Origin of the sequence: Amycolatopsis sp. 195334CR, assembly GCF_017309385.1 — a bacterium.
Lineage (GTDB): Bacteria > Actinomycetota > Actinomycetes > Mycobacteriales > Pseudonocardiaceae > Amycolatopsis.
The window spans coordinates 3,525,602-3,550,509 of sequence record NZ_JAFJMJ010000001.1; the positions used below are offsets into that span (position 1 = coordinate 3,525,602).

At 70.7% G+C, this 24,908-nt stretch carries 25 protein-coding genes; 14 read left to right on the forward strand and 11 right to left on the reverse strand.

Features of this window, described 5'->3' with window-relative positions:
* Positions 1-3: 3 nt before the first annotated feature.
* The 3 genes from JYK18_RS17260 to JYK18_RS17270 all read left to right on the forward strand — a co-directional run bounded on the left by JYK18_RS17260 (position 4) and on the right by JYK18_RS17270 (position 3,613).
* Positions 4-978, forward strand: coding sequence for an alpha/beta hydrolase family protein (locus JYK18_RS17260; protein WP_206803013.1), 975 nt, complete (start codon positions 4-6; stop codon positions 976-978).
* A 26-nt stretch (positions 979-1,004) separates the two neighbouring features.
* A complete protein-coding gene (locus JYK18_RS17265; RefSeq protein ID WP_242579211.1) occupies positions 1,005-2,240 on the forward strand; it encodes a lipase family protein in 1,236 nt (411 codons plus the stop codon).
* A 152-nt stretch (positions 2,241-2,392) separates the two neighbouring features.
* Positions 2,393-3,613 (forward strand): acetyl-CoA carboxylase biotin carboxylase subunit family protein, encoded by a 1,221-nt coding sequence (locus tag JYK18_RS17270; RefSeq protein ID WP_206803014.1) that lies wholly within the window; start codon positions 2,393-2,395, stop codon positions 3,611-3,613.
* Positions 3,614-3,634: 21 nt separating this feature from the next.
* Here the strand turns inward: JYK18_RS17270 and JYK18_RS17275 are convergent, their stop codons facing one another.
* The 3 genes from JYK18_RS17275 to JYK18_RS17285 all read right to left on the reverse strand — a co-directional run bounded on the left by JYK18_RS17275 (position 3,635) and on the right by JYK18_RS17285 (position 5,635).
* Positions 3,635-4,111, reverse strand: a complete 477-nt coding sequence (locus JYK18_RS17275; protein WP_206803015.1) for a helix-turn-helix transcriptional regulator — start codon at positions 4,109-4,111, stop codon at positions 3,635-3,637.
* Positions 4,108-4,368: a hypothetical protein gene (locus tag JYK18_RS17280; RefSeq protein ID WP_206803016.1), complete on the reverse strand. Its 261-nt coding sequence runs from the start codon at positions 4,366-4,368 to the stop codon at positions 4,108-4,110. Before JYK18_RS17280 ends, JYK18_RS17275 begins: the two co-directional genes overlap by 4 nt.
* Positions 4,369-4,450: 82 nt before the next feature.
* On the reverse strand, positions 4,451-5,635 hold the full coding sequence (locus tag JYK18_RS17285) for a helix-turn-helix domain-containing protein (protein ID WP_206803017.1): 1,185 nt from the start codon (positions 5,633-5,635) through the stop codon (positions 4,451-4,453).
* A gap of 239 nt (positions 5,636-5,874) precedes the next feature.
* Here JYK18_RS17285 and JYK18_RS17290 point away from each other — a divergent pair, with 239 nt between their 5' ends.
* The 4 genes from JYK18_RS17290 (at position 5,875) to JYK18_RS17305 (ending at position 9,102) form a co-directional block, all read left to right on the forward strand.
* Complete coding sequence (locus JYK18_RS17290; protein WP_206803018.1) at positions 5,875-6,189, forward strand: type VII secretion target; 315 nt, start codon at positions 5,875-5,877, stop codon at positions 6,187-6,189.
* Entirely contained in the window at positions 6,190-7,791 is a 1,602-nt protein-coding gene (locus tag JYK18_RS17295; RefSeq protein ID WP_206803019.1) for an alpha/beta hydrolase, read from the forward strand.
* 12 nt (positions 7,792-7,803) lie between these two features.
* Positions 7,804-8,202, forward strand: a complete 399-nt coding sequence (locus JYK18_RS17300) for a hypothetical protein (protein WP_206803020.1) — start codon at positions 7,804-7,806, stop codon at positions 8,200-8,202.
* A gap of 81 nt (positions 8,203-8,283) precedes the next feature.
* Positions 8,284-9,102 (forward strand): DUF1206 domain-containing protein, encoded by an 819-nt coding sequence (locus tag JYK18_RS17305; protein WP_242579212.1) that lies wholly within the window; start codon positions 8,284-8,286, stop codon positions 9,100-9,102.
* A 1-nt stretch (position 9,103) separates the two neighbouring features.
* Here JYK18_RS17305 and JYK18_RS17310 read toward each other — a convergent pair whose 3' ends face one another.
* Positions 9,104-9,349 carry a hypothetical protein gene (locus JYK18_RS17310; RefSeq protein ID WP_242579213.1) on the reverse strand — a complete coding sequence of 82 codons (246 nt, stop codon included), beginning with the start codon at positions 9,347-9,349 and terminating at the stop codon, positions 9,104-9,106.
* Positions 9,350-9,366: 17 nt separating this feature from the next.
* Between JYK18_RS17310 and JYK18_RS46735 the strand changes: the two genes are divergently transcribed.
* Both JYK18_RS46735 and JYK18_RS17320 read left to right on the forward strand, forming a co-directional pair.
* Entirely contained in the window at positions 9,367-9,906 is a 540-nt protein-coding gene (locus JYK18_RS46735) for a hypothetical protein (RefSeq protein ID WP_242579215.1), read from the forward strand.
* Between the two features lie 160 nt (positions 9,907-10,066).
* Positions 10,067-10,507 (forward strand): DoxX family protein, encoded by a 441-nt coding sequence (locus tag JYK18_RS17320; RefSeq protein ID WP_206803021.1) that lies wholly within the window; start codon positions 10,067-10,069, stop codon positions 10,505-10,507.
* 1 nt (position 10,508) lies between these two features.
* On the opposite strand, the gene JYK18_RS17325 is transcribed toward JYK18_RS17320, so the two are convergent.
* The 3 genes from JYK18_RS17325 to JYK18_RS17335 form a co-directional block, all read right to left on the reverse strand.
* Positions 10,509-11,213 (reverse strand): TIGR03089 family protein, encoded by a 705-nt coding sequence (locus JYK18_RS17325; protein WP_206803022.1) that lies wholly within the window; start codon positions 11,211-11,213, stop codon positions 10,509-10,511.
* A gap of 10 nt (positions 11,214-11,223) precedes the next feature.
* Positions 11,224-12,726, reverse strand: coding sequence for an LCP family protein (locus JYK18_RS17330; RefSeq protein ID WP_374195027.1), 1,503 nt, complete (start codon positions 12,724-12,726; stop codon positions 11,224-11,226).
* A 95-nt stretch (positions 12,727-12,821) separates the two neighbouring features.
* Complete coding sequence (locus tag JYK18_RS17335) at positions 12,822-14,405, reverse strand: LCP family protein (protein ID WP_374195052.1); 1,584 nt, start codon at positions 14,403-14,405, stop codon at positions 12,822-12,824.
* A gap of 232 nt (positions 14,406-14,637) precedes the next feature.
* Between JYK18_RS17335 and rfbB the strand changes: the two genes are divergently transcribed.
* Entirely contained in the window at positions 14,638-15,624 is a 987-nt protein-coding gene (rfbB, locus tag JYK18_RS17340; protein ID WP_206803023.1) for a dTDP-glucose 4,6-dehydratase, read from the forward strand.
* Positions 15,621-16,508 (forward strand): dTDP-4-dehydrorhamnose reductase, encoded by an 888-nt coding sequence (gene rfbD / locus JYK18_RS17345; RefSeq protein WP_206803024.1) that lies wholly within the window; start codon positions 15,621-15,623, stop codon positions 16,506-16,508. Before rfbB ends, rfbD begins: the two co-directional genes overlap by 4 nt.
* A 62-nt stretch (positions 16,509-16,570) precedes the next feature.
* Here rfbD and JYK18_RS17350 read toward each other — a convergent pair whose 3' ends face one another.
* The 3 genes from JYK18_RS17350 to JYK18_RS17360 are packed head-to-tail and all read right to left on the reverse strand — an operon-like array spanning position 16,571 to position 21,105.
* Positions 16,571-17,656: a glycosyltransferase family 1 protein gene (locus JYK18_RS17350; protein WP_206803025.1), complete on the reverse strand. Its 1,086-nt coding sequence runs from the start codon at positions 17,654-17,656 to the stop codon at positions 16,571-16,573.
* Complete coding sequence (locus tag JYK18_RS17355) at positions 17,649-20,147, reverse strand: glycosyltransferase (protein ID WP_206803026.1); 2,499 nt, start codon at positions 20,145-20,147, stop codon at positions 17,649-17,651. Before JYK18_RS17355 ends, JYK18_RS17350 begins: the two co-directional genes overlap by 8 nt.
* Positions 20,148-20,181: 34 nt before the next feature.
* The gene (locus JYK18_RS17360; RefSeq protein WP_307795933.1) at positions 20,182-21,105 is read right to left on the reverse strand and encodes a glycosyltransferase; all 924 of its coding nucleotides are present in this window, start codon (positions 21,103-21,105) and stop codon (positions 20,182-20,184) included.
* Positions 21,106-21,123: 18 nt separating this feature from the next.
* On the opposite strand from JYK18_RS17360, the gene JYK18_RS17365 reads away from it, so the two are divergent.
* The 3 genes from JYK18_RS17365 to JYK18_RS17375 are packed head-to-tail and all read left to right on the forward strand — an operon-like array spanning position 21,124 to position 24,322.
* Positions 21,124-22,245: a glycosyltransferase family 1 protein gene (locus JYK18_RS17365; protein WP_307795934.1), complete on the forward strand. Its 1,122-nt coding sequence runs from the start codon at positions 21,124-21,126 to the stop codon at positions 22,243-22,245.
* Between the two features lie 40 nt (positions 22,246-22,285).
* Entirely contained in the window at positions 22,286-23,425 is a 1,140-nt protein-coding gene (locus tag JYK18_RS17370; RefSeq protein ID WP_206804298.1) for a glycosyltransferase family 1 protein, read from the forward strand.
* Positions 23,426-23,455: 30 nt separating this feature from the next.
* On the forward strand, positions 23,456-24,322 hold the full coding sequence (locus JYK18_RS17375; protein WP_206803029.1) for a glycosyltransferase family 2 protein: 867 nt from the start codon (positions 23,456-23,458) through the stop codon (positions 24,320-24,322).
* 74 nt (positions 24,323-24,396) lie between these two features.
* Here JYK18_RS17375 and JYK18_RS17380 read toward each other — a convergent pair whose 3' ends face one another.
* Positions 24,397-24,798, reverse strand: coding sequence for a hypothetical protein (locus JYK18_RS17380; protein WP_206803030.1), 402 nt, complete (start codon positions 24,796-24,798; stop codon positions 24,397-24,399).
* Positions 24,799-24,908: the final 110 nt, after the last annotated feature.

Sequence of the window (24,908 nt, forward strand, 5' to 3'; positions counted from 1 at the left end):
CGGATGAAAAGACGCTGGCTGCTGGCACTACCCCTGCTGGTGGCACTGGTCATCCCGGTGCCGGCGGCCACCGCGGTCCCGCCGGTGACCGCGGACAACGGCGCGAAGATCGTCAAGGAGACCCACGTCGACGCGCGCACGGTGGACATCGAGATCAGCTCGCCCTCGCTGGCCGGCACCGGGATGGTCCGCCTGCTGCTGCCGTCGAAGTGGGCGGCCGAGCCGAACCGCACCTGGCCGACGCTGTACCTCCTGCACGGCTGCTGCGAACCGGCGGACTACCGCTCCTGGGACCAGTTCACCGACGTCGAGCAGTTCACCGCGGACAAGGACACCATCGTGGTGATGCCCACCGACGGCAAGGCGGGCATGTACACCAAGTGGTGGAACCTCGGGCTGAAGTCCACTCCGGACTGGGAGACCTTCCACACGCTGGAGGTGCGCCAGCTGGTCGAGCGCGGGTACCGCGGCGGCACCCAGCGCGCGGTCGCCGGGGTGTCCATCGGCGGTTACGGCGCGATGGCGTACGCCTTCCGGCACAAGGGGATGTTCGGCGCCGCCGCCTCCTACAGCGGGATGCCGAACACGCTGTTCCCCGGCACGCCGGCGGTGATCAAGGGAATCCTGGTCCGCGAGGGCTTCTACAACTGGTTCGACCTCTGGGGCCACGAGATCACCAACATCTTCACCTGGTCCGACCGCAACCCCTTCGACCACGTCGACGACCTGCGCGGGACCGCGCTGTACATCTCGTGCGGCAACGGCCGCACCGGACCGCTCGATCCGCCGGGGCAGAGCGACGTGCTGGAACCGGCGGCCGAGCTGACGTCGCGCAGCTTCACCGATCGGCTCAAGTCGCGGGGGATCCCCGCCACGGTCGACTACTACGGCGACGGCACGCACAGCTGGCCGTACTGGGAACGCGCGCTGCACAACTCCTGGCCGGTGCTGGCACCCGCACTCGGGCTGCCCGCCTGACCGTCCGTCTATTTTGGAGGAATTCCTTGAGCAAGCACAGAATCGGCCGAGTGCTGCGGGCGGGCGCCTGCGCGCTCACCGCCCTGCTGGCACTTTCGGTGACCAGCACGGTTTCCTCGGCCGTCGAACCCGCCGCCCCGGAGGCCGCCGCCGCCGGGTTGCCCGGCCCGTTCGACGACTCCTTCTACACCCCACCGTCGACCCTGCCCGCGGGCAAACCGGGTGACGTGATCCGGTGGCGGCCATCGATACCCGGGCTGAACACGCTCAACGCGAACGCCTGGGAGGTCATGTACCTCTCGGTCAACGCGCTGGGCAAGCCGAACGCGGTGACCGGCACGGTGCTGGTGCCCAAGGGCGTCGACCCGGCCAAGGCGCCGATCGTCGGCTTCGGCGTCGGCACCCAGGGCCCGGCGTTCAAGTGCACGCCGTCGAAGGCGATCTCCCGCGGCACGCTGTACGACCAGCCCGCGATCAACGACTCGCTGAGCGCCGGGTACGCGGTGGCGGTCACCGACTACGAGGGTTACTCGAAGGACACCGTCCCGACCTACATCGTCGGCCAGTCGATGGGCCCGGCGCTGATCGACTCGGTACGGGCGGCGCAGAACCTCGACGCGGCGAAGCTGTCGAAGACGTCGAAGGTGGTCTTCCAGGGTTACTCGCAGGGCGGCGGCGCCGCGATGTGGGCGGCGGAGAAGCAGCCGTCGTACGCACCGGAGCTGAACCTGGTCGGGGTGGCGGCCGGTGGTGTGCCCGCCGACCTGAACGAGGTGGCGAAGGGACTCGACGGGTACCTCGGCTTCGGCTTCCTCGCCTTCGCCGCGGTCGGTCTCGATACGGCGTACGCCGACCTGAAGCTGGATTCGTACCTGAACGACACCGGCCGCACGGAACTGCAGGAGGCCAAGGAGAACGCGTGCGTGGTGGAACTGCTGGCGAACTACCCGTTCAAGAAGATCAGCGACTACACCACCAGCAATCCGCTGAACACCCCGCAGTGGCAGGCGCGGCTGGCGCAGAACAAGCTCGGCGCCAACCCGCCGAAGGTGCCGGTGTTCCAGTACCACGCGGTGGCGGACGAGATCGTGAACACGCCGCAGGCCGACGCGCTGCACAAGACCTACTGCGGCAAGGGCGTCAAGGTGCAGTGGAACACCTACCTGGCCGAACACCTGACCGGCATCTTCGCCGGGAACGGTGACGCGCACCAGTGGATCACCGACCGGTTCGCCGGTGCTAGCGCACCTTCGAACTGCTGATTGTTCATTGTTGCGCGGCTTTCCCGGTGAATTCGCCGGGAAAGCCGCGCGGCTCGAGAACTGCTGGGAAACGGCTCGATCGCGATTGAAAGCGATGTGAAAAACGAACTACCCTGGGGTGGAAAATGTCTGCGCGAGCCCCAGGGGATTCGATGAAACGGCACATCACGATCATCCACCGGTGGCGGGAGCAATACGCCGAATACGCGGAGTACCTCGACCATTCCGAGAACAACGTGACCTACATCACCACCGATGTCGGGGTATTGGGCGTTCCGGAGGGTGCCGCGGCCACCGCGCTCGTGGTGAACACCGACGACATCGACGAGGTGCGCGCGAAGGTGGTCGAGCTGGCGGCCCGGTTCGGGAAGCCGGCCGGGATCGTCGCGCTCAAGGAGGACGACCTCGAGGTGGGCGCGGCCCTGCGCGAGGAGTTCGGCTGCCCCGGCCCGCGGGTGTCGGCGTTCGTGCCGTTCCGCGACAAGCTGGTGATGTGCGGGGTGATCCGGGACGCCGGGTTGCCGCTGCCCGCGTTCGGCCCGGCCGCGACCGCCGAGCAGGTGCTCGGGTTCGCCGAGGAGCACGGGTGGCCGGTGATCGTGAAGCCGCGGAGCGAGAGCAGCAGCGCGGGCGTGGTCATCGTCCAGGACGCCGAGCACCTGGCCACTTTGGACCTGGACGACTCGCGCATGGTGCAGAAGTTCGTCGACCACACGGTGTTCCACGTGGACGGTTACTTCGACGGGGTCGAGGTCCGCCGGTGGAGTTCGGCGGAGTACCTGAACACCTGCCTGACCTTCCGCGGCGGTGGGGTGCTCGGCTCGGTGGAGGACGACGACCCGGAACGCCTCAAGGCGGTCGGCAACGCGACGGCGCAGTTCATCTCCGCGCTGACCGACGAGCCGACGGCGTTCCACCTGGAGGTCTTCGTCGCCCCGGCGGCCGACGGCGGGTTCGAGGTGCAGTTCCTGGAGGTCGGCGCGCGGGTCGGTGGCGCGGAGATCCCGTTCCTGTGGCGGGACGTGCACGGCTACGACCTGATGCGGGCGGCGTTCGAGTTGCAGCTGGGCCTGGTGCCGCAGGTGACCGACGCGCTGGAGGACAAGGACCTGGCGGGCTGGATGCTGGTGGCCGCGCCGGCGAAGCGCCCGTGCCTGATCACCGAGTCCACGCCGGTGCTGGGCCTGACGCCCGGGCCGTACGCCGAACGCGTGCTGGAGGTCGGGGAGATCCTGCCGAACGCCGCCGCCTTCTACGAACACGTCGGCGGCCGATTCCGCTTCCGCGGGTCGACCAGCGCCGAGATCATCGAGGCCATCGAGAACACGGTGCGTCACTTCCGGGTCGCCGCCACCCCCATCGAACCGGACTGACATTTCGGCAGGGGTGGGCGGTCAGAAGCGCTGGAGTCGCAGCAACCGTTGTCGAAGCCAGTCCGGCGGCACCTTGCACAGTGCCGCCGCGGCTTCGATGGCATCGGGCGTGAGCCGGATCAATTCGTTGCCGTAAGTCTTTGCCCAGGCTGCGAGCGGCTTCAGCGGCGGATCGTCGAGCTGCCGCAGGCGTGGGGCGCGAATCACCTGTGTCCGTCGGCCGTCCACCGGCCACACCGACTCCACCGGCCGGCCGACCACGTGGCAGAAATCCATCAACCGGTCGATCGGGATCTGTCGCGTGCCCGCTTCCCAAGCGCTGATCGTGCCGACAGACGGCCGGCTCACCATGCGTTCGGACACGTTCTCGCGGGTGAGGTGGGCCATCGCCCGAGTCATGCGCAAGTTGCGCCCGAGTTCGGCCTGAAACGTCGTCTGTGCCGTCACAATGCGCGGCCGCATGTCGCGATCCCCGGCACCGGAGTTGCCGGTGCTCACCGGGCGTCGTCCGCGTCCTCGACCGGCCAGCCGGGGTCCCGTCCGGTCCGGCACTGCCGTTGATGTAGCAGGGCATCGAAGATCGACCGGCTCACCGCGCGGCACCCACGGCAGGAACGCCACCAACGCAGCGCGACGGCGTAGCTCGCCGGGTCCTCCCACCGCGTCGCGGGCACCTCGCCGACGGCCGGTAGCTCCGCAGAAACCCCTGGCAGAAGCAGGGGCTCGACTTCGCCGAACTCGAGTCTCGCACTCACTTCGTGTACCTCCCGTGATCAGAAGGTCACGCTAGAAGCGCGTCACGGGCAGTTGTGTCCAGGAGGACACAACCACTGATGTTCACCCGGTCGGGGCCAAGCCCATTCGCCAGGCCAGACCGCGCAGGTCTCGGCTGTCGGCGCTCGGCGGGGCGGTGTTGAGCATCGTGGAGACCGCCTCCCGCACGAATGGGTTCGTGCGCAACTTCTGCGGCGCCAGCTTCTCGGCGGTCAGCAGGGCACTCATGCCCTGGTTACGCAGTTTGCGCTCGGTGAGCAGACCGCGCCCGAGGTCGGTCCAGAAGGCCGCCTGGCGATGCGGCGCGACCTCGGACAGGTGTACGGCTTCGGCGAACTCGGCGACCTTCGCGCCGTAGCCCAGCTCGACGCCGATGGTGACACGCCAGATCCCGACGTTGGACCGCCCGAAGTCCGATGGCCGGTACGGCTTGTCTTCGGCGTCGGTGACGTTCGTGAGATCGGTCGCTTCGGCCAGGTGGTCCAGCGCGGCGCCCTCATTGCCGAGTACGGCCGAGGCCAGAGCGGCAGTCAGGTGTGCCATGCCGCGCATGTACCCCGGGATCTCGGTCGAGGTGGCGATCCCGGTGGCCAGTTCGTACTGGCGGTGGCGGTTGGAGCCGCTGAGCAACTGCGCGCGGCGCCAGGACACATCGGCCAGGTAGTGCGGGTCTTCCAGCTCTTCGGCGGCCTGTCGCATGCGCTCGACGGCGAGCGTCGGCAAACCGTTCTGCCCGAGGTCGTGGGTCAGGTAAGCCGCGGTCTTGTAGGCGCTGATCAGGCCGACGAGTGCGGGCTGCCGATGTTCGTCGGATCCGACGAGCCGGAGAAGGTCGCGGATCAGCCCGGGGAGCATGGCGGCCTGGGCGGCGTAGTCGGCGTTCGGGCGCAGCACGGTATCGAGGTGGCGCAGGTCTGCCTGCACGTCCTGCCATGGGCGGCCGGGGGTGTCGGGTACCTCGCCTACTCGCCAACCCGTGAGCGCGTCCGAGATAACCGGGAGCGCGGAGTGGATGCCGTCGGACTCCGAGTCCGTGGGGGTGTAGGGCTTGCCGAGGAGGTCGCTCGGGGCGACCCGTAGCGCTGTCGCGAGCCCTTCGAGCACTCGGCGGCTGTCTATTGCCTTTTCGCCGCGCTCGATCTTCCCCAGATAGCCGTGCGAGATCCCGGCCAGTTGCGCGCAGGGCCGGAGACCGAGCTTGCGCCAGTTGCGAATCTCGCGCACCCGGCGGCCGAAGGCAGGTTGCATGGCCACACCTCTTCGCGGTCGACCCCTCCGCGAAACCCCGGCCCGTCGACCCAGGGCATGTGTAACTCCGCGAAGAGATACGGCCCCAGGCTACCTGCCGTACTGGCAATGCAACTAGCAGTGCCGGAAGCGGGCGTGGACCCCACGGGTTGCCGGGCATTAGACCGGCAGGTCGCGACCAAGGTTGTGGGTAATCATTCCGTCCCCGGGTCGGCGCCAAGATCGTTAGAGTGGCGCCGATGTCGAACGGGTACGAGGTCCACCTCGAGGCACTGCGCCGGGCGGCGCTGGCTGCTGATTCGGCCGCTGAGCAGGTCTCGGCGGCCGACCTCGGGAGCGCGCTCCGCGAGGCGGTGGCCGGGCTGCCCGGCGCCCGGTGCGCCCAGGCGGTCGAGGCGGCCGGCGAGGCCTGGCGCGGGGAACTCGCGGACTGGTCGTCGCGGGCCCGGGGTTACGGGCAGTCGCTGACCGGCGCGGCCGACGGCTACGGCCGCAACGATGCCGCTGTGGCACAGGACTTCCTCGGCGTCCGCATCGAGGGAGGCGTGCCGTAGATGGTCAGCTACGGGGAAGTGCGGCAGTGGCGGCCCGGTCCGCTCGACAGCGCCGAGCGGAGCCTCAAAGCCCTGTCCGACAAGCTGCTCGACCAGTCGGACGAGTTCGTCGTGCGGGGCACCCCCGCCGGGTGGACCGGTGACGCCGCCGCCGCGGCGGCGCGGCAGCGCACCACGATCGGTGACCGGATGGACGGCATCCTCGCGGGCGTGCGGACGGCCCGCGGCGGGCTGGCGAGCGCGGCGGACGCGGTCACCAGTCTCAGCCACGCCGTCCAGGAAACGGACAACCTCGCGCAGGTGAACGGTTTCGGAATCGGCGACAACGGCGCCGTCCGCGATGTGGCGCCACCGCGGCAGGTGCCCGCCGAACTGGTCGACGAGGTCCGGCGGCAGCGGCAGCGCATGGCCGACGAGCTGGTGGACCGCGTGGAACGAATCCTGTTGCGGGCCAACGACATCGACGGGGAGCTCGGCTCGCTGCTGAGCAAGATCGCCACGGGCGAGGCCGAAACGGCGCAGGCGCGGGTGTCCGTGGCGGAACCGCCCGACGGCACCCCGGCGGAGAACGCCTCGTGGTGGAACTCGCTGTCGGAAGACGAACAGCAGCGGATCATCGAGAACCACCCGGACTGGATCGGCAACCGCGACGGCATTCCGGCGACGGATCGCGACCAGGCCAACCGGTCGATCCTGGCCGACGAGAAGGTCCGGCTGGAAGCGGAAGAGGCCGCGCTGCGCGCCGACCTCGACGACAACTTCTTCGGCGGGATCTTCACCGACGACGACTCCGAGCTCGAAGCGGTCCAAGGCAAGTTGAAGGGCATCGAGGCGATCGAGTCCAAACTGGACAGCACGGCCGGGCTCGGCCAGAGCGAGCGGCACTACCTCCTGGGCTTCGACACCGGCGAAGACGGCAAAGCCATCGTCGCCAAGGGAAATCCCGACAGCGCCGACAACGTGGCGACGTTCGTGCCCGGTACCGGCGCCGACCTCGAAGGCGTCGGCGGTCTGCTCAACCGCGGCGACAAGATGTGGCTCGCGGCCGACGATTCGAGTGCCGACGAGTCCACTTCGGTCGTCACCTGGCTCGGTTACGACGCGCCGGACAACATTCCGCTGGCGGCGTCGCAGGAGTACGCCACCGGCGCCCGGCAGGACCTGGACAGCTTCCACGACGGACTGCGCGTGACCCACGAGGGCGGGCCGTCGCACAACACGGTCATCGGCCACAGCTACGGCAGCACGGTGATCGGGCACGCCGGCCGCGATCTGGACCTCGACGTGGACAAGATGGTTTTTGTCGGCAGTCCCGGGGTCGGCGTGGACCACGCGAGCGAGTTGAACATCGATCCCGGTGACGTGTACGCCACCACCGCGCGGGAGGACATCATCCGCCTGACGCCGGAATTCATCCACGGCAACCACCCGGTCGACGACGACTTCGGGGCGCACGAGTTCGAAGCGGATCCCGGCGAGGGCGGCATTTCCGGTGGTGTGCACACCCACAGCGCCTACTGGGACGACGGCAACAAGGCGCTGACGAACCTCGGGCATATCATCGTCGGCAACACCGACCGGCTCAGCTCATCCGCACACTGACGGGGATCAGGCATGGATTCGACGATCACCCTCGACGAGGCGAACCGCCGGCTCGACGCGTACATCGAGCAGGCGCTGGCCCAGCTGCCCGCCGGGACCGGCCTGAAGGAACGCCTGCGGATCGAGGAAGAACCCTGCGACGACGTGGCGGGGGTCAGGGGAAAGCAGCAGGCGAGCCGCAACTACCAGGTCATCGGCATCGACGCGGCGAACATCCCGTCCTATTTCGACACCCTGCGTGTTTGGTGGCAGGACAACGGGTTCCGGATCTTGGACAACGATCCCGTCGACGGGTTCCTGTGGGTGGAGAACAACGCCGACGGCTTCCGGATGACGCTGAAAGCCGCCGACGGGGGCAGGCTCATGCTGATCTCGTCGTCGCCGTGCGTCTGGCGTGACGGCACTCCGTAGCTAGGCCGGATGGAGCAATTGCGCCAGGGGTGGGTTTTCCGGCCCATTTCTCGGGGAACAGATTCCCGAGGAGGCGAGCCGATGACCACCAGCACCAAAGCGAGCCAGGCCAGGCACAGCAAACCCGTCCAGGTTCTGGGGCGGGTGGGGATGGCCTGCTACGGCGTGGTCCACCTGATCATCGCGTACCTGGCGGTGCGCATCGTCGCCTCCGGTGGTGGGCAGGAGGCCGACGGCCGCGGGGCGATCAGCGAGATCGGCTCCACCGGCGTCGGCGGGTTCCTGCTCTGGGTGGTCGCCATCGGCCTCATCGCGTACGGGTTGTGGCAGGCGCTCATGGCCGCCACCGGGTACTCGTGGGTGAGCAAGCAGCGCCGCCGGGTGATGAAGCGGGTGGCCTCGGTGGCCCGCTGCGTGATGGGCGTTTCCCTGGGCGTGTACGCGATCCAGCTCACCGTCGGCTCGGGCAGCCAGGGTTCGGGGGACCAGCAGCAACAGGAGGTCACCGGCAAACTGCTCGCCATGCCCGCCGGGCCGTTCCTGGTCGCGGTGCTGGCCGCGATCGTGCTCGGGGTCGCCGTCGCCGCGGCGGCCAAGGGGATTCGCAAGACCTTTCTCGACGACCTCGACTTCTCCTCGCTGCCGAGCGGCACGCGCACCTGGGTCGAGCGCCTCGGGCGCATCGGTTACCTGGCCAAGGCTGTGGTGTTCGGCGTGGTCGGCGTGCTGATCGGGGTCGCCGCGTTCAGCCACGACCCCGGCCAGGCGGGCGGCCTCGACGCCGCGTTGCGCACGCTGGCCGCCCAGCCCTTCGGCCCGGCTCTGCTCATCGCGGTCGCGGCGGGCCTCGCGGCCTTCGGCGCGTACTGCTTCGGCGCGGCCTGGGCCCACCGGAACTGAGCTACAGGAAGATCTTCACCAGCTGGTCCCGCCCGTCGCTGTCGCGCAGTAGAACCTGTTTGCCCGCACGGAGTTCCGCGTCGACGAACTCGTAGACCAGCAGGGCCCGGTTGACCAGGTCGACCTTCTTCAGCCCGGTGCGTTCCTGGAGCTTGCCGAGCGCCTCGACCGCTTCGGCGACCAGCGCCACGTTGACCCGGTCCACGGCGGCGGGCCGACCGGGTGCGTTGCCCTCGACCGATGGCATGCCTCTCCTCTCGCCGGGTGTCAGCCTGGCAGATCGACTGCCGGGCCGCCACATATTTCGCAGCGAATGTGTGTGAGAACAGTTGCGATCTTGGTCGCCGCGGGCTTAAGCTCGACCTGACCATTTTGCTCGAACGCGCTGGTCGGCACGAGGGGGAGCCGGTCGTGCGCGGCGGCGAAAGTGGTCCCCAGCGTGCCGGGTCCACTCGGGGCTCGCCTGACTGGGTTCAGGAAGGGCACTGCTCGATGGGTGCCGAAGTTTTGGGCGAGCGAGAGCCCAATGAGGAAGAGTCAGGCCGGGATGACGGCATCCCGACCTGGGGTTCGCTGATCCGGATCGAGACGGCGGAGCTGACGGGCGAAGTGGTCGTACCGCCCAGTCAGACGCGTCACCTGCTCGACACGGCAGTGACCGCGTTGGTCGCGCTCGGGGCGCTCGCCGGCCCCGCGCTCACCTTCAAGGTGGTTCCCGCCGCCTTGCCCGGGTGGGCGGCGGCCGGTACGGCCGTCGGGCAGCTCGTGGTGTTCGCGTTGGTCGTGCTCATCGCGCGGAAGTGAGTGCCGATCGGGGGCGTCGAGCCGGCGCCCCCGCCGGCGTTTCGCACCTGTCGGTAACCTGTCGACTCGCTGTCCGGTCTCTGTGGTCGGGCGACTACCGCTGGTTTGCTCACTAGGGTCCCGGTTGGTTGAAACTTCACACACCGGGAGTTGGTAGCGCATGTTCGCTCGAGTCAAGGATGTCGCCGCACTGGTCGGCCGGATCGGGATCGCCGTGGTGTTCCTCGCACACGGGCTGCAGAAGTGGGACAAGGGCGTGGACGCCACGGCGGGCATGTTCGAGGGCCTCGGCCTGCCGCTGCCCACCGTGGCCGCGTTGTTCACCATCGCGGTGGAGATCCTCGGTTCGCTCGCCTTCCTGCTCGGGCTCGCGATGCCGCTGGTCGGCATCGGTTACGCGATCGTCGGCGTCGGCGCGATCTTCACCGTGCACCTCGACAACGGCCTGACCGGCCAGGGCGGCTACGAGCTGGTGCTGGTGCTCGCGGCGGCCGGCCTGGCGATCGGCTTCAACGGCGGCCGCTTCTCCCTGGACCACCTGCTGTTCACCCGCAAGCGCGAGAACGCGGGCGCCGAGCGGCTCTCGGCGCAGACCGCCTGAGTCAGCCCAGTTCGCGGGTGGTGCGCTCGGTGCTGCCGCGGTCGGCGAGCTTCGCCGGGTCCGGGTTGCTGACCTGGACCAGCGAGGCCCCGGCCGCGAGCGGCGCCAGCAGGCCGCGCAGCACCCCGTCCGACAGGCTCCACTCCACAGTGGACAGCACGCGATCGCCCGCCGAGATGCCGTCCTTGTCGGCGTACGAACGGGCTTGCGCGAGTGCTTCCTCCACAGTGGACGAAAGAAGCGCCGGTGCGCCCGGCTCGACCGGGAACAGCGGCGAATAGGTGTCACCCGCGGTGCGGGCGTCGGACAGGAAGTCCACGGCGTCCGCGCCCGGTGCGTTCGACAGCCCCCGGCCCATCGGGTCCAGCGAGACCACCGCGGTCAGCTCGGCTTCACTGCTGGTGGTGTCCGGGCCGGTGAAGGCCACCTTCGCCCCGGCCGCGTCGGCCACCACGTGCGCCCCGCACCACCAAGCGCCGAGCAGCACTCCGGCGGTCTGCCAGTGCGCGGGCAGCGCCACCGCCACCGGGTCGCCAGGCTCGATCTCCGGCTCCTCGACCAGCCAGTTCGCTGTTTTCGAAGCCCAGTTGACCAGCGTGGTCACCGACAGCTCGACCCGCGCGCCGGTGGCGTCGTCGTAGTGCGTGATCAGCGGTTTCGCCGGGCTGGACAGGTGGGGGCGCAGCAGTGCTTCGGTAAGGCTCACGCCACCGACCCTAATCCACGCAGGTGACCCCGTCGTTCTGCCGCAGGGCCGCGCCCGGCGCGGAACCACCGCCCGCGGCGGGCTGGCCACCGCGCCCGGCGAGTTCGGCGACGAACTGGCGCACCGCGTTGAGGTCCACCTCGATGATGCTCTGGCCGTCCTCGCTGCGGGCGCCGACCGCGACCACCGGGATGGTCTGGAAGTTGACCTCGCCGGAGGCGATGTCCCTGGCCTGGCCGGCGAACTCCAGCAGGTCCAGCCCCGGGTCCACGACGATGGACTTCTTCACCGCCTCCATCAGCTGGTTCAGCTTGTCCGGGCTGGTCAGCGTGCCGGCGGAGAGCACCTGGTGCAGTGCGGAGGAGAGGAACGCCTGCTGGCGCTGGATCCGCCCGAGGTCGCCGCCGGGCAGGTTCTTGCGCTGCCGGACGAACGACAGCGCCTCGCCGCCGGAGACGGTCTGCACGCCCTTGCGGAAGTTGGCGCCGGAGTCCTTGTCCTCGGTGGCGTGGTTCAGGCACACCTTGATGCCGCCGAGTGCCTCGGTGAGCAGGTAGAAGCCGAGCAGGCCGACCTCGGCGTAGTGGTCGATCCGGATCTGGGTGAAGTCCTGCACGGTCTTCACCAGCGCGGTGCGGCCCGCCTGGTCGGAGTCGCGCTCGACCTCGGCGTCGTCGCGCTTGCCCTGGCGGCGCAGGTCGGTGGCGGTGTTGGCCTTGGTCACCCCGTACACCGAGTTGATCTTGGCCTGGCCGCCCTGCGGGACGTCGATCCAGGTGTCGCGCGGGATGGAGACGGCGGCGGGTTTGCCGCCGTTCTTCGGGATGCGCAGGATGATCAGGGTGTCGGTGTTGACCCCGGCTTTCTCCTCGGTGCGCAGTTCCTTGAGCACCCGCAGCGGCAGCGGGTTGCCCTGCATGTCGGTGCGCGAGTCGGCGCCGACGAGGAGGATGTCGGTGGCGCCGTCGTCCGCGGGCGGGGCGGCCGGGTCGTCGGGGTCGACGATCAGCGCGTCGGCGGTGCCGACGTTGTCCTGGAAGTCGTCGAGGGTGGTGTAGGCGTAGCCGGTGGTCGCCAGCGCGATGATCGAGAGCAGGGCGAGGAACACCTTGCCGGTGTTCCGGATCGGCCGGCGCCTGGTGGCGGCCGCGGTCGCCGCCTCCGCCTCCGCTTCGGATGCCGACTCTGCCGGGGTCTCCGCTTCGGCCTCCGGGCCAGGCTCTGCTCCGGCTTCGCTGCCGGACTCCGGCTGCGGCTCGGCGCCCGACGCGGCTCCGGCGATCGGTGCGGCCGTGGCGCCGGGCGAGTCCTCGGCTTCCGGCGCGGCTCCGGCCTCGGGCTCGGCGGCGGGTTTGGTGCGCGGCACCGGCGACGGCACGAACTTCCGCTTCCCGGAAGAGGCGGGCGTACTGTCCGTTTTGGACGAATCGGCGGTGGTGTCCTCGGCGGTTTCGGTGCCGTCGGAGAGCGGTGTACCGCTGTCCTGCTCGTCGTCGTGCTTCTGGTCGCCCACGCCGGTCACCTCCCCGTTTCTCCCGCGTTCGCGCCCCTCGTCAAGGCTAAGGCACTAACCCGTTGGTGTAAGCCAGTGCCTGGACCTTCACCGGGTCAGTTCACACAGGGGACGCCGCCCGCGGTGATCGGCGGCGGGCCGGCCGGGGGCGCGTCGGCGGGCGGGGCGGCCGGTTCCTCCGGCTGCGACGGCTGCGACGGCTGCGACGGCGCCGAGGACTGCCCGGCACCGGCGGCACCGTTCGCGTCCACCTTGTAGTCACGGCCCAGCAGCACCCGGACGTGCCCGGCGGGCACATCGGCGTCCGGCTCGGTCTGGACCTTGTCGCCCATCGCCTGCTTGATCGCGTCCGCGGCTTCCTGCTCACCGGGCGCGAACCGCACCACGGTGGTCGCGCGGCCGTCCAGCTGGGTGCTCGCGCCGTCCCGGAAACCCTTGCTGCGCAACAGTTCCTTCAACTGCGTGGCGGTGCTCGCGTTGCCGCTGGCGTTGAACACGTCGACGGTGACCTTCTCCGCGCCGGGGATCTTGCCGTCGGGCGCGCCGGTGGCGGGCGGGGCCCCGGCCGGCCCGTCGTCGGTCAGCCCGTCGACGAACGCCTTCACCTTGTCGGTGTCGATCTTGACGATGTCCGCCCCGCCGTACTTGCCGTTGCCCTCGGTGGGAATGGTGCGGAACTCGACCTGGCCGCCGGTCATGCCGCGCATCTGCTCGGCGAACTCCAGCAGGTCCCAGTCCTTGGAGAGGATGACCGACTTCTTCACCGCGTTGATCACGTCGGTGATCCGCGCCGGGCTCATCAGCACGTCCGGCGAGAGCACCTTGCGCGCCAAGCCGGACAGGAACGCCTGCTGGCGCGCGATCCGGTCCAGGTCGCCGTTGGGCAGTTCGTAGCGCTGGCGGACGAACGCCAGCGCCTGCTTGCCCTCCACCTCCTGCAGCCCGGCGGGCAGGTCCACCCCGGAGCGCCACTCCTTGACCGGCTGGTTCAGGCAGACCTCGACGCCGCCGATGGCCTGGGTGACCTCGTAGAAGCTGAGCAGGTTGACCTCGGCGTAGCGGTCGATCATGCCGGGCTTGCCGATCAGCGTCTCGATGGTGCTGATCAGGTTCTTGCGGCCGGCGATCTTGGCCTGCTCGTCGACCTTCTTCAGGTCGGCCTCGCCCTGCTGCTGCAGGGTGCTGGAGGTGTCGTTGTAGGCGTAGACGAAGGCGCTGTTCAGCTTGTGCTTGCCGTAGCCGCCGGACAGCTCGACCAGCGAGTCGCGCGGGAAGGAGATGGCCGAGGCCCGCTCGCCGTTCTGCGGGATGTGCACCAGGATCATCGTGTCCGTCTGGCGCTCGCCGTCGGCCTTGCCGGCGTTCAGCATGTCGAGCACCTCGCGGGGCATCGGGTTGCCCTCGTTGTCGGTGCGGCTGTCCTGGCCGACCAGCAGGATGTCGACCGCGCCGTCGAGCGGCTTCTTCTGGAACCCGCCGCCGATCACGTCGGTGGTGGTCAGCCCGTTGTTCAGTTCGCCGAGCACCTGCGAGCCGTACCAGGTCATGGTCAGCACGACCGCGGAAACCAGGGCGACCAGCGTTCTCCCGCTCCAGAGCGCGAACGCGGCGGGCGCGCTGCGCCGTCGCGGCGGCGCTCCCGCGGATTCGGTGTGTGGCCGCGGCGGCCCCTCGGTCACCACGCGCGCTCCTCCCAGCCGGTCAGCGATCCCGGTTTTTGCCTTCGATCATCGCCGAAGCCTCGTGCGAATTCGCGCGTGAACCCCCGGTGCCGGCCAGCCCGCCGGACACCCGCGCTACCCGCTCACCCTACTGTGTCCGGTGTGTGACGTCCGTGGGGTCACGAAAGGTTGCCTCGCGGCGATGAGACCGACCGTACGGACAGCGGAAGAACACGAGAAGGTGGAGTCTATGCGGGTTCTGGTCACCGGTGGCGCGGGATTCATCGGTTCGCACTATGTGAGACAGGCCCTGACCGGCGCTTATCCGGCGCTGGCCGAGGCCGAGATCGTGGTGCTGGACAAGCTGACCTACGCCGGGACCGAGGCGAACCTGGCTCCGGTGGCGGCCGAGGACCGGCTGCGGTTCGTCCGCGGCGACATCTGCGACGCCGACCTGGTCGCCGGGCTGATGAAGGGCGTCGACCTGGTCGTGCACTTCGCCGCGGAATCGCATGTGGACCGGTCGATCAACGGTTCGGCCGACTTCGTGTTGACCAATGTTCTCGGCACCCAGACCCTGCTCCAGGCGGCGCTGAACGCCGAGGTCGGCAAGTTCGTGCACGTCTCCACCGACGAGGTGTACGGCTCGATCGAAGAAGGCTCGTGGTCGGAAGATCACATCTTGGAACCGAATTCCCCGTATTCCGCTTCGAAGGCCTCTTCGGATCTGCTGGCCAGGTCGTTCCACCGCACGCACGGAATGCCGGTGTGCATTACCCGGTGTTCGAACAACTACGGTCCGTATCAGTTTCCGGAGAAGGTCATCCCGCTATTCGTCACCAATCTGCTCGACGGCCGGAACGTGCCGCTCTACGGCGACGGGCTGAACGTGCGTGACTGGCTGCACGTGGACGACCACTGCCACGGCATCCAGCTGGTCGCCGACGGCGGCCGCGCGGGCGAGATCTACAACATCGGCGGCGGCACCGAGCTGACCAACCGCGAGCTGACCGAACGGCTGCTGGCCGCGCTCGGCGCCGGCTGGGACCGGGTGGAGCAGGTGACCGACCGCAAGGGCCACGACCGGCGGTACTCGGTGGACATCACCAAGATCGCCGACGAGCTGGGGTACCGGCCGCGGGTGTCGTTCGACGAGGGGCTGGCCGCGACCGTGCGCTGGTACCAGGAGAACCGCGCGTGGTGGGAGCAGCTCAAGGATCGGGCCGCGCTGCGATGACCGCGCTGGAGCTGCTGGTCCCCGGCGGAACGGGGCAACTGGGGCAGGACCTGGCCGCGCTGGCCGGGCCGGGGCTGGGGGTGACCGCGCCCGGTTCGGCGGAGCTGGACGTGACCAAGCCGGGCGCGGTGATCGAGGCGGTGACCGCGCTGGCCGAGCGCGCGGCGGCGGCCGGTGCGCGGCCGGTGGTGGTCAACGCGGCCGCCTACACCGCGGTCGACCAGGCGGAAACCGACGAGGAGCGGGCTTTCGCGATCAACGCGGACGGCCCGCGGGTGCTCGCGGCGGCCTGTTCGTCGCGGCGGGTGCCGCTGGTGCACGTGTCCACCGACTACGTGTTCGCCGGGGACGCCACCGTGCCGTACGAGCCGGGTGCCCCGCTGGGTCCGCGCACCGCGTACGGCCGGACGAAGGCCGCCGGTGAGGACGCGGTGCTCGGTTCCGGCGCGTCGGCGTGGGTGGTCCGGACCGCCTGGGTCTACGGCAAGCACGGCGGCAACTTCGTGAAAACCATGGTGTCGCTGGAATCCTCGCGCGACACGCTGTCCGTTGTGGATGATCAGCGCGGTTCGCCGACGTGGTCGGCCGATCTCGCGGCGGGGCTGGTCGAACTGGCCCGCCGCATCGCCGGCGGCGAGGGACCGGCCGCGCGTGTACTGCACTGCACGGGCGGCGGCGAGACCACGTGGTTCGGCTTCGCGCAGGCGATCTTCCGGCACCTGGGCGCGGACCCGGCGCGGGTTTCCCCGTGCACCACGGAGGACTTCCCGCGTCCGGCGCCGCGACCGGCCTACTCGGTGCTTTCGGGCAAGGCCTGGCAGGACGCGGGCCTCACCCCGCTGCGCCCCTGGGACGAGGCACTGGCGGCCTACTTCGCCTCCTAGCCGATGTCACGAATGTGGCTTTCGAGACCTCAGGCGTCTCGAAAGCCACATTCGTGACACTGTCAGCGGGCGGCGGCTTGGCGGTAGGCGTCGACGGTCTTCTCGGCGCAGAGGCGCCACGTGTAGCTCGCGGCGTGCGCGCGGCGCGAGACCGAAGTGGACGCCGCGTGCGGGTCCGAGACGGCGGACCGCAGCGCCTCGACCAGTGCGTCCACCTCGCGGTACGGCACCAGGTGCGAGTACCCCCCGGAAACCTCGGCCAGCGCCGGGATGTCCGTGCAGACCACCGGCACGTCGCACGCCATCGCCTCCAGCACCGGCAGGCCGAAACCCTCGTCCCGCGAGGGCAGCACCAGCGCCGCCGCCCCGGCGACCACCGAGCGCAGGTCGACCGGCGGCAGGTAACCCAGGTGCGTCGACCGCTCCGACAGGTCGAACTTCCCCGGCCCGGTGAACACCAGCGGCGGCAGGTCCTCGGCCGCCGCGTGCGCCTCCATCAGCCACGGCAGGCCCTTGCGCGGCCCGGCCGCGCCGACGAACAGCAGGTACTCCGACGGCAGCCCCAGCCGTTCGCGCTGCTCCTTCGACAACGGCCGCGCGGTGAACCACGCCGGGTCCACGCCCAGCGGCGTGACGACGATCTTCGAGCGCGGCACGTCGAACCGCGAAGCCACCGCGTCGGCGACCGCGGCCGTCGGCGTGCAGATCACGTCGGCGCGCGCGGCACCCCGCCGGACCAGGACCGGCAGGTCCGCATCGGACGGTGACAGCTCCTCCGGCGCGTCGATGAACGCCAGGTCGTGAATGGTCAGCACGCCGGCCGCGCGCGCGATGCCCGGCAGCACGAAGTTGGTCCCGTGCACCACATCCGTCGATCCGGCGAACAGTTCGACCGGCGGGAAGTTGCTGCGCACCCACGACCGCCGCAGCAGGCGGGCGGCCACCGGCATGCCCCGCGCGCGCACGCCGTGCGGCAGCACCCGCCGCAGTTTCCGCCAGCCGCGCAAGGTGAACGCCACCGCGCGGGTGTCTACAGAGGACAGTGAGGCGAGTTCTTCGGACAGGGAAGCGGTGTAGTGGCCGATGCCGGTGCGGACCCCGAGCAGCGGGGTGCCGTCGAGCAGGACGCGCAGGGGTCGGTCAGCCATTGCGGCGAGCCACTTTCAGCACCCGGCCGCCGACCCGCTTGGCCAGCTCGCGCACCCCGCCGTCGGCCAGGTACTCCTTCACCAGCGCCAGGTCTCTGCGGACGACTTCCGCGCCGCGCAACGGATCCGAGGGCGCCAGATCGCTCGCGCCGGGCAGCCGGTCCGCGGCCGGACGCGGGTCGCGGCAGAACTCCACCAACGGCTCCAGCGCCCGCGGCCAGGCGAACCGCTGCGCCACCTCGGCGATGCGCTCCTTCGCGGCGTTCGCGAATTCCGTGTCGTACAGCGCCTTTTCCAGCGCGTCCGCCAGTGCCTCGGAATCCTCCGCGGGCACCACGACACCGAGCTTCTCCGCCCGCACCAGATCGGCGAAGGCGTCGCCGTCGGTGGTCACGATCGGCAATCCGGACCACAGGTAGTCCAGCACCCGCGTGCGGAAGGCGAAGGTGGTCTCCACGTGCTCGTAGTGCGTGGTCACCCCGCAGTCGGCGTCGAGCAGCCAGTTCTGCCGCTCGCCGTAGGGCACCCACTGCTCGTTGAAGAACACGTGCTTGCCGGTCAGCCCGAGCGAGTCGGCGAGCCGGATGGTCCGCGCGCCGATGTCCATCTCGGCGACCTCGGGGTTCGGGTGCTTCATGCCGAGGAACACCAGCCGCACGTCACCACGGCGCTCGCGCAGCCGGTCGATCGCACGCACCAGGGTCAGCGGGTCGAACCAGCTGTACACCCCGCCCGCCCACAGCACCACGTGATCGGTCTCGGCGATGCCCGGCACGTTCGCGCGCAGGCCCGGTCCGGTGCGGCGCGGGGCCTCCGGCGACAGCCCGAACGGGACCACCGCCAGCAGCGACTGCGTGGTCGGGTCGGCGTCGTAGAGGCGCGGCGAGAGGCGCCCCATCGCGGCCAGGTGCCCCAGCCAGAACAACCGCTGCCGCTCGGACGCGCAGAGGAAGAAGTCCCCGCGTTCGAGCTGGGCCTCCAGCACCCTGGTCACCCCGACCAGGTCCGCGGCCCGCTTGTCGTCCGGCACGCCGCGGCCCTGCTCCAGCAGTTCCAGGTGCATCGGGTCGTAGAGGTCGCAGACCACGATCTTGGTCGAGTCCGCCTTCTTCAGCTGGGGCGCCATCTCCAGCACGTGCCCCTGCAGGATGACGATGTCCGCCCACTCGACCGGCTCGGCCAGGTCGCGCCGCTTGGCCGCGCTCACCGCGAACGGCGCCGGCGGCGGGTCCGCCAGCGGGTTCACCGTGACCAGCCGGACCTCGTGCTCACCGGCCAGCGAGGCGGCGATGTTCCAGGCGCGGATCGCCGGGCCCGCCATGCGCTCGGTGATCGCGTCGCCGGTGATCACCAGTACCTTGCGGCGCTGCCCGAACACGCTCTCGATGCCGAACGCCTTGACCAGGATCTCGTGCGCGTCCAGGTACCGCGGCAGCGGGTACGCGGGTTCCAAAGCCTTGCGCAGCAACGGAATCAGGTCCGCGTCGGTGCGCACGCGCGCGGCCTGCTCGACCGCGCGGGACTCGGCCAGCGACGGCATCAGCTCGACGAACTGGTCGATCGCGAGCACCCCGGCCAGCGAGGTGCGGGGCACGGCCACCGGGTCGGTCTCGACCGGACCGACGCCGCGCTGGAGGTCCAGCTGCGTCGCGTCGATGTCACCGCGGGCGGTGGCGCGGCGCACGGTCAGCGCGAGTGCCGCGGGCAGCACCCGCGCCAGCGTCTCGTCGGAGAGGTTCTTGTACAGCGCGGCGAGTGCGTTGCGCTCCAGCAGGAAGGTCTCGCGGCCGGTGTCCGGCGCGTCGACGGCGGCCATGGTGCCGTGGTGGCGGTGGTAGGCGACCGACTCCGGCACGTACCGCACGCGCCAGCCGCGCAGGTTCATCCGCCAGCCGAGGTCGACGTCCTCGTAGAACATGAAGAAGCGCTCGTCGAAGCCACCCAGTTCGGTGAACACCCCGGTGCGCACGAACATCGCCGAGCCGGTGCCGAACAGCACGTCCTTGGCGACCTCGTGCTCGGCGGCGGGCACGTCGGCCAGCGGTCCGCCCGCGTGGCGCTTGTAACCCATGCCGAACCAGGTCAGCCCGCCGTCGACGAAGTCGGTGCCGGTGCCGTCCCAGTCGAGCACCTTGCTGGCCACCGCGCCCACGCGCGGGTCGCCTGCCAGTTCGGCGACCGCCGCGCGCACCCAGTCGCGATCGGGGCGGGCGTCGTTGTTGAGGAAGGCGAGCACGGTGCCGGTCGCGTGCTTCGCGCCCAGGTTGCACCCACCGGCGAAGCCCAGGTTCTCCGCCGACTCGACCAGCTTCACCCCGGGCACCCCGGCGGCCCTGATCCGCTCGGCCTCACCGGAGGCGTTCTCGACGCAGATGAGCTCCAGTCGCGGGTAGTCGACCTCGGCGAGGGACCGCAGGCAGGTGATGGTGTCGTCCGCGCCCCGGAAGTTGACCACGATCACCGAGACCACGGGCAGCGCGCCTTGGGTCAACACCGGACTCCTTCGGTTTGGGGTTTCCCAGAGCCTAACCGCCCGCCCACCTGCGCCAGACCGCACCTCGGCCGATCGTGGCACGCGCGCCGATCCGCCGGCGGGCCCCGATCGTGCCCGGCAACCGGAGCACCACCTCGCCGAGCACGCGCAGCCGGAGCCCCGGCCGGAAGTTGGCCGCGTCCGGAACATCCCGTTTGATCGGCAGCAGCGCGGTGAGCACGGCGAACCGCGCCAGCTCGCGCAGCGCCACCGCGGCCGGGGCGCACCGGAGCAGGGTGAGCAGGCGGTTGCGCTCGTTCCAGCGGTGGAACGCGGGGGAGCCGGGCCGGGTGCTGGCGCCGTGGAGGTGCCGGACCTCGGTGGGCGAGCCGAGCACGCGCCAGCCGCCGAGCCGCAGCCGCCAGGCGGTGTCGGCGTCCTCGTAGTAGCAGAAGTAGCTCGCGGGCACCCCGCCCGCGGCACGCAGGGCCGAGGTCCGCAGCAGCACCGCGCCACCGCAGAAGCCGAACACCTCGGCGGCCGGTTCGGTGTGGTCGGCGCCGTGGCCGTCGGCGGTGAGGCGGACGCCGGTCGACTGCGTGGTGCCGTCCGGCAGCACCAGCGTCGAGGTCACCGCGGCCGCGTCCGGGGCCGCGTCGAGCGCGTCCTCCAGGTCGGCCAGCCAGCCGGGGCCGGGCGCGGCGTCGTCGTTCAGCCAGGCCACAAAAGGCGTGCTGACCTGCGGCAACGCGGCGGCGATGCCACCGGCGTACCCGGTGTTGCGGGGCAGGCGCAGCACCTCCGGCGCGGCCGGGTGCGCGGCGAGCAGGGCGGCGGTCCCGTCGTCCGACGCGTTGTCCACCACCAGCGTCCGATGTGGACGGTCCTGGGCGGCGAGCGCGGCCAGGCAGTCCGTCAGGTGCCCGGCACCGCGCCAGGTGACGACCACGACCGTGCTGCGGGGCGGGGATGACACGCTGAGCACAATAGGCGGGTGCCCGAGCTGGTGGTCATCGCGGAGCAGTTGCTCGCGCCCGTTCCCGGGGGAACCGGGCGGTACACGGCCGAGCTGCTGCGCGCGCTGGCCGAGACCGTGCCGGACGGCTGGACGCTGTCGAGCGTGGTGGCGCGGCACGGTGACGTCGAAGCGGCCAGGGTGCCCGGGGTCGACGGCCCGCGGGTGCTCGCGCTGCCGCCGCGGGCGCTGGTCGCGGCCTGGCAGCTGGGGGTGCCCTGGTGGCCGGGCGGCGACGCGGTGCACGCGACCACGCCGCTGGCCCCGCCGCGGGCGCCGCGTGGCCGGCGGCTGAGCGTGACCGTGCACGACACCGTGCCGTGGACGCATCCCGAGACGCTCACCCCGCGTGGCGTCTCCTGGCACCAGTCGGTGATCGCGCGGGCCGCGCGCCGGGCGGACGCGCTGGTGGTGCCGACCCAGGCGGTGGCCGACGACCTGGGCGCGCGGGTGGCGGGCAAGGCGCCGGTGCACGTCATCGGGCACGGCGTGACCGACCTGCCCAGCGAACCGGTCGACCTGCTCCTGCCCGCGGAATACGTGCTGGCGATCGGCACCGTCGAACCGCGCAAGGGCATCGGGCTGCTGATCGAGGCGATGGCCCGGTTCGACGGCCCGCCGCTGCTCCTGGCCGGTCAGCCGGGCTGGGGCGAGCTGGACCCGGCCGAACTCGCGCGCCTGCACGGCCTGCCCGCCGACCGGCTGCGCGTGCTGGGCCGGTTGACCGACGCCGAACTGGCGGCCGCGTTGCGCGGGGCCTCGGTGCTCGCCATGCCGAGCCTCGCCGAGGGGTTCGGGCTGCCGGTGCTGGAGGCGATGGCGGCCGGCGTCCCGGTGGTGCATTCGGACGTGCCCGCGCTGGTCGAGGTTTCGGGGGGCGCGGCCCGCGTGGTGCCGAGCGGCGACGTCGGTGCGCTGGCGGCCGCGTTGCGGGAGGTGCTCGGCTCGCCGTCGCTCTCCGCGACCATGCGGACCAGCGGTTTGACCCGATCGGATGAATTCAGTTGGCGGTCGGCGGGCCGGGCGCTCTGGGCAGTGCATACGACGGCTTTGCCCGAGCCAGGCCCCGAGTTTGGTGGTTCCCCACCCCACGCCAGTTGAACGGCCGTACGCTGCATGCGTGGTACCTGGTGAACCTCGTGTGCTGATCGACGCCACCGCCGTGCCCGCGGACCGCGGGGGTGTCGGCCGCTACGTCGATTCGCTCGTCGCCGCCCTGGACGCCGACGGCGCCCCGATCACCGTGGTCTGCCAGCCCCGTGACTTCCGGCTGTACTCCCAGCTCGCGCCGAACACCCGGGTGCTCCCGGCCACCGAATCCACCTCGACCAGGACCGCCCGGCTGACCTGGGAGCAGACCACGCTCCCGATGCTGGCGCGGCGGCTGGGCGTGGACGTGGTGCACTCACCGCACTACACGATGCCGCTGGCGCTGAACAAGGCGTCGGTGGTGACGCTGCACGACGCCACCTTCTTCACCGACGCGGTGCTTCACTCGTCCGTGAAGGCGCGCTTCTTCCGGGCGTGGACGGTGGCCGCGCTGCGGCGGGCCTCGCTGTGCGTGGTGCCGAGCGAGGCGACCGCCACCGAACTGGCGAAGGTGACCCGCGTGCGGGCCTCGGAGCTGGAGGTCATCCAGCACGGGGTCGACGTCGAGCGGTTCCACCCGCCGTCACCCGACGAGGTGCGCGCGGCCCGTGAGGCGATCGGGCTGGGCAACACCCCGTACATCGCCTTCCTCGGCGCGCTGGAGCCGCGCAAGAACGTGCCCGCGCTGATCCGCGGGTACGCCAAGGCCATGACCGGCCGGGCGAACCCGCCCGCGCTGGTGCTCGCCGGTCAGCCGGGCTGGGACACGCAGGTGGAGAAGGCCCTCGAAGGCGTGCCGCACCGGCTGCGTGTGATCCGGGCCGGGTACATGCCGTTCGGCACGCTGGCCGGGTTCCTCGGCGGCGCGGAGATGGTCGCCTACCCGAGCCTCGGCGAGGGGTTCGGCCTGCCGGTGCTGGAGGCGATGGCCTGCGGTGCCTGCGTGCTGACCACGCGGCGGCTGTCGCTGCCCGAGGTCGGCGGGGACGCGGTGGCCTACTGCGGGGTCGGCGCCGGTGACGTCGCGGCCGCGATCGGCGAGCTGCTCGACGACCCGGCCCGCCGGTCCACCCTGGCCGCCGCGGCGCAGCGCCGGGCGAAGGAGTTCTCCTGGGCGGTCACCGCCGAACGGCACCGCGAGGCGTACGGCCGGGCGTGGCTGGCGTGGCGCTCCGGTGGGGGGCACCAGTAGCGGTGGGTGACCAGGGCACAATGTCCTGTCGTGCACCCCAAGTATGGCGATGAGCTCGCCGTCGTGGTCGTGACCTACTTCCCCGGCGAGACACTGGAACCGTTCCTCGACACGCTCGACAAGGCCACCGCGCGCGACGTCCGGGTGGTGCTGGCCGACAACGACACGGACGCTTCGGACGAGTCGCTGGACAAGGCCGCCGAACGCGAGAACGTGCACCTGCTGCGCATCGGGGAGAACCTCGGTTACGGCAGCGCGGCCAACCGCGGGGTCGCCGAACTGGACGAGCGGTACGGCTGGATCGTCATCGCCAACCCCGACCTGGAGTGGCACCCCGGTTCGCTCGACGAACTGCTCGCGGTGGCGGAGCGCTGGCCGCGCGGTGGCGCGTTCGGCCCGCTGATCCAGGAACCGGACGGCACGGTCTACCCGTCGGCGCGCCTGCTGCCCTCGCTCGGCCGCGGCATCGGGCACGCGGCGCTGGGCAAGGTCTGGCGCGGCAACCCGTGGACCAAGCAGTACCGGCAGGAGACCGCGACGCCGGCCGAGCGCACCTCGGGCTGGCTCTCCGGCTCGTGCCAGCTGATCCGGCGCGAGGCGTGGGATTCGGTGGACGGCTTCGACTCGCGGTACTTCATGTACTTCGAGGACGTCGACCTCGGTGACCGCGTGGGCCGCGCGGGCTGGCTGAACGTGTACGCGCCCTCGGCGTCGGTGATGCACATCGGTGGTCAGGCCACGAAGCGCGCCTCGGCGAAGATGCTCGCGGCGCACCACGAAAGCGCCTACCGCTACCTGGCCGACCGGCACCGCGGCCTGCTGTGGAAGCCGGTGCTGGCCGCGGTGAAGCTGGGCCTGGCGGCCCGGCTGAAGCTGGCCACCCTGCGCGACCGCTGACCCCCGAATGCTATGAGTGGGGCATTACTTGCATTCAACGCGAGTAATGCCCCACTCATAGCATTGGCTCGGGCTCAGATCCCGTCGAGGCGGCGGGAGAGGTTCGAGCGCTTGGTCTGGGTGGTGGTCGGGATCAGCCCGCCCACGTCCTTCTCCTCGATCACCGGGTCGGCGGGCTGCTCCTCGAACAACGAGGGCAGCGGCATCGGCCGGGTCGGGCGGGGCCCGCGCGGGGCCTCCAGCCGGGAGGTCGGCTCCGGGCTGGCCAGGTGGTAGTCGTTGGCCTCGATGGTCGCCGCGGACACCTGGGTGGTGGAGTCCGGGTCCTGCGCGTCGATGCCCTCGACCACGGATCTGGGGATCTGCTGGGTGTTGGCCGCGTCCATCGGCGAGGTCGCGTCGTCCGGTGTGACCACAAAAGCTCCACGGGCACGCGCCCGCGAGAGCAAGGCGTCCGCGCGATCGCGGGGGTCCATCCCCTCGGCCTCCCGACTAACCCGAGGCCCTCTCCAACCGGGGCCGCCTGTGTGCTGTCTAGGGTAGGCCCTCCGGGCCGCTCGCGTCAGCGTTTCCGGCGGTTTGTCAC

Excerpts from the sequence above, each read along its gene's own strand:
- JYK18_RS17320 (WP_206803021.1), top strand. The coding sequence starts at position 10,067 with ATGTTCGCTCGAGTCAAGGATGTCGCCGCACTGGTCGGCCGGATCGGG.
- JYK18_RS17270 (WP_206803014.1), top strand. The coding sequence starts at position 2,393 with ATGAAACGGCACATCACGATCATCCACCGGTGGCGGGAGCAATACGCC.
- JYK18_RS17380 (WP_206803030.1), bottom strand. The coding sequence starts at position 24,798 with ATGGACCCCCGCGATCGCGCGGACGCCTTGCTCTCGCGGGCGCGTGCC.
- JYK18_RS17310 (WP_242579213.1), bottom strand. The coding sequence starts at position 9,349 with ATGCCATCGGTCGAGGGCAACGCACCCGGTCGGCCCGCCGCCGTGGAC.
- JYK18_RS17305 (WP_242579212.1), top strand. The coding sequence starts at position 8,284 with ATGACCACCAGCACCAAAGCGAGCCAGGCCAGGCACAGCAAACCCGTC.
- JYK18_RS17295 (WP_206803019.1), top strand. The coding sequence starts at position 6,190 with ATGGTCAGCTACGGGGAAGTGCGGCAGTGGCGGCCCGGTCCGCTCGAC.
- rfbB (WP_206803023.1), top strand. The coding sequence starts at position 14,638 with ATGCGGGTTCTGGTCACCGGTGGCGCGGGATTCATCGGTTCGCACTAT.
- rfbD (WP_206803024.1), top strand. The coding sequence starts at position 15,621 with ATGACCGCGCTGGAGCTGCTGGTCCCCGGCGGAACGGGGCAACTGGGG.
- JYK18_RS17350 (WP_206803025.1), bottom strand. The coding sequence starts at position 17,656 with ATGGCTGACCGACCCCTGCGCGTCCTGCTCGACGGCACCCCGCTGCTC.
- JYK18_RS17260 (WP_206803013.1), top strand. The coding sequence starts at position 4 with ATGAAAAGACGCTGGCTGCTGGCACTACCCCTGCTGGTGGCACTGGTC.
- JYK18_RS17285 (WP_206803017.1), bottom strand. The coding sequence starts at position 5,635 with ATGCAACCTGCCTTCGGCCGCCGGGTGCGCGAGATTCGCAACTGGCGC.
- JYK18_RS17300 (WP_206803020.1), top strand. The coding sequence starts at position 7,804 with ATGGATTCGACGATCACCCTCGACGAGGCGAACCGCCGGCTCGACGCG.
- JYK18_RS17290 (WP_206803018.1), top strand. The coding sequence starts at position 5,875 with ATGTCGAACGGGTACGAGGTCCACCTCGAGGCACTGCGCCGGGCGGCG.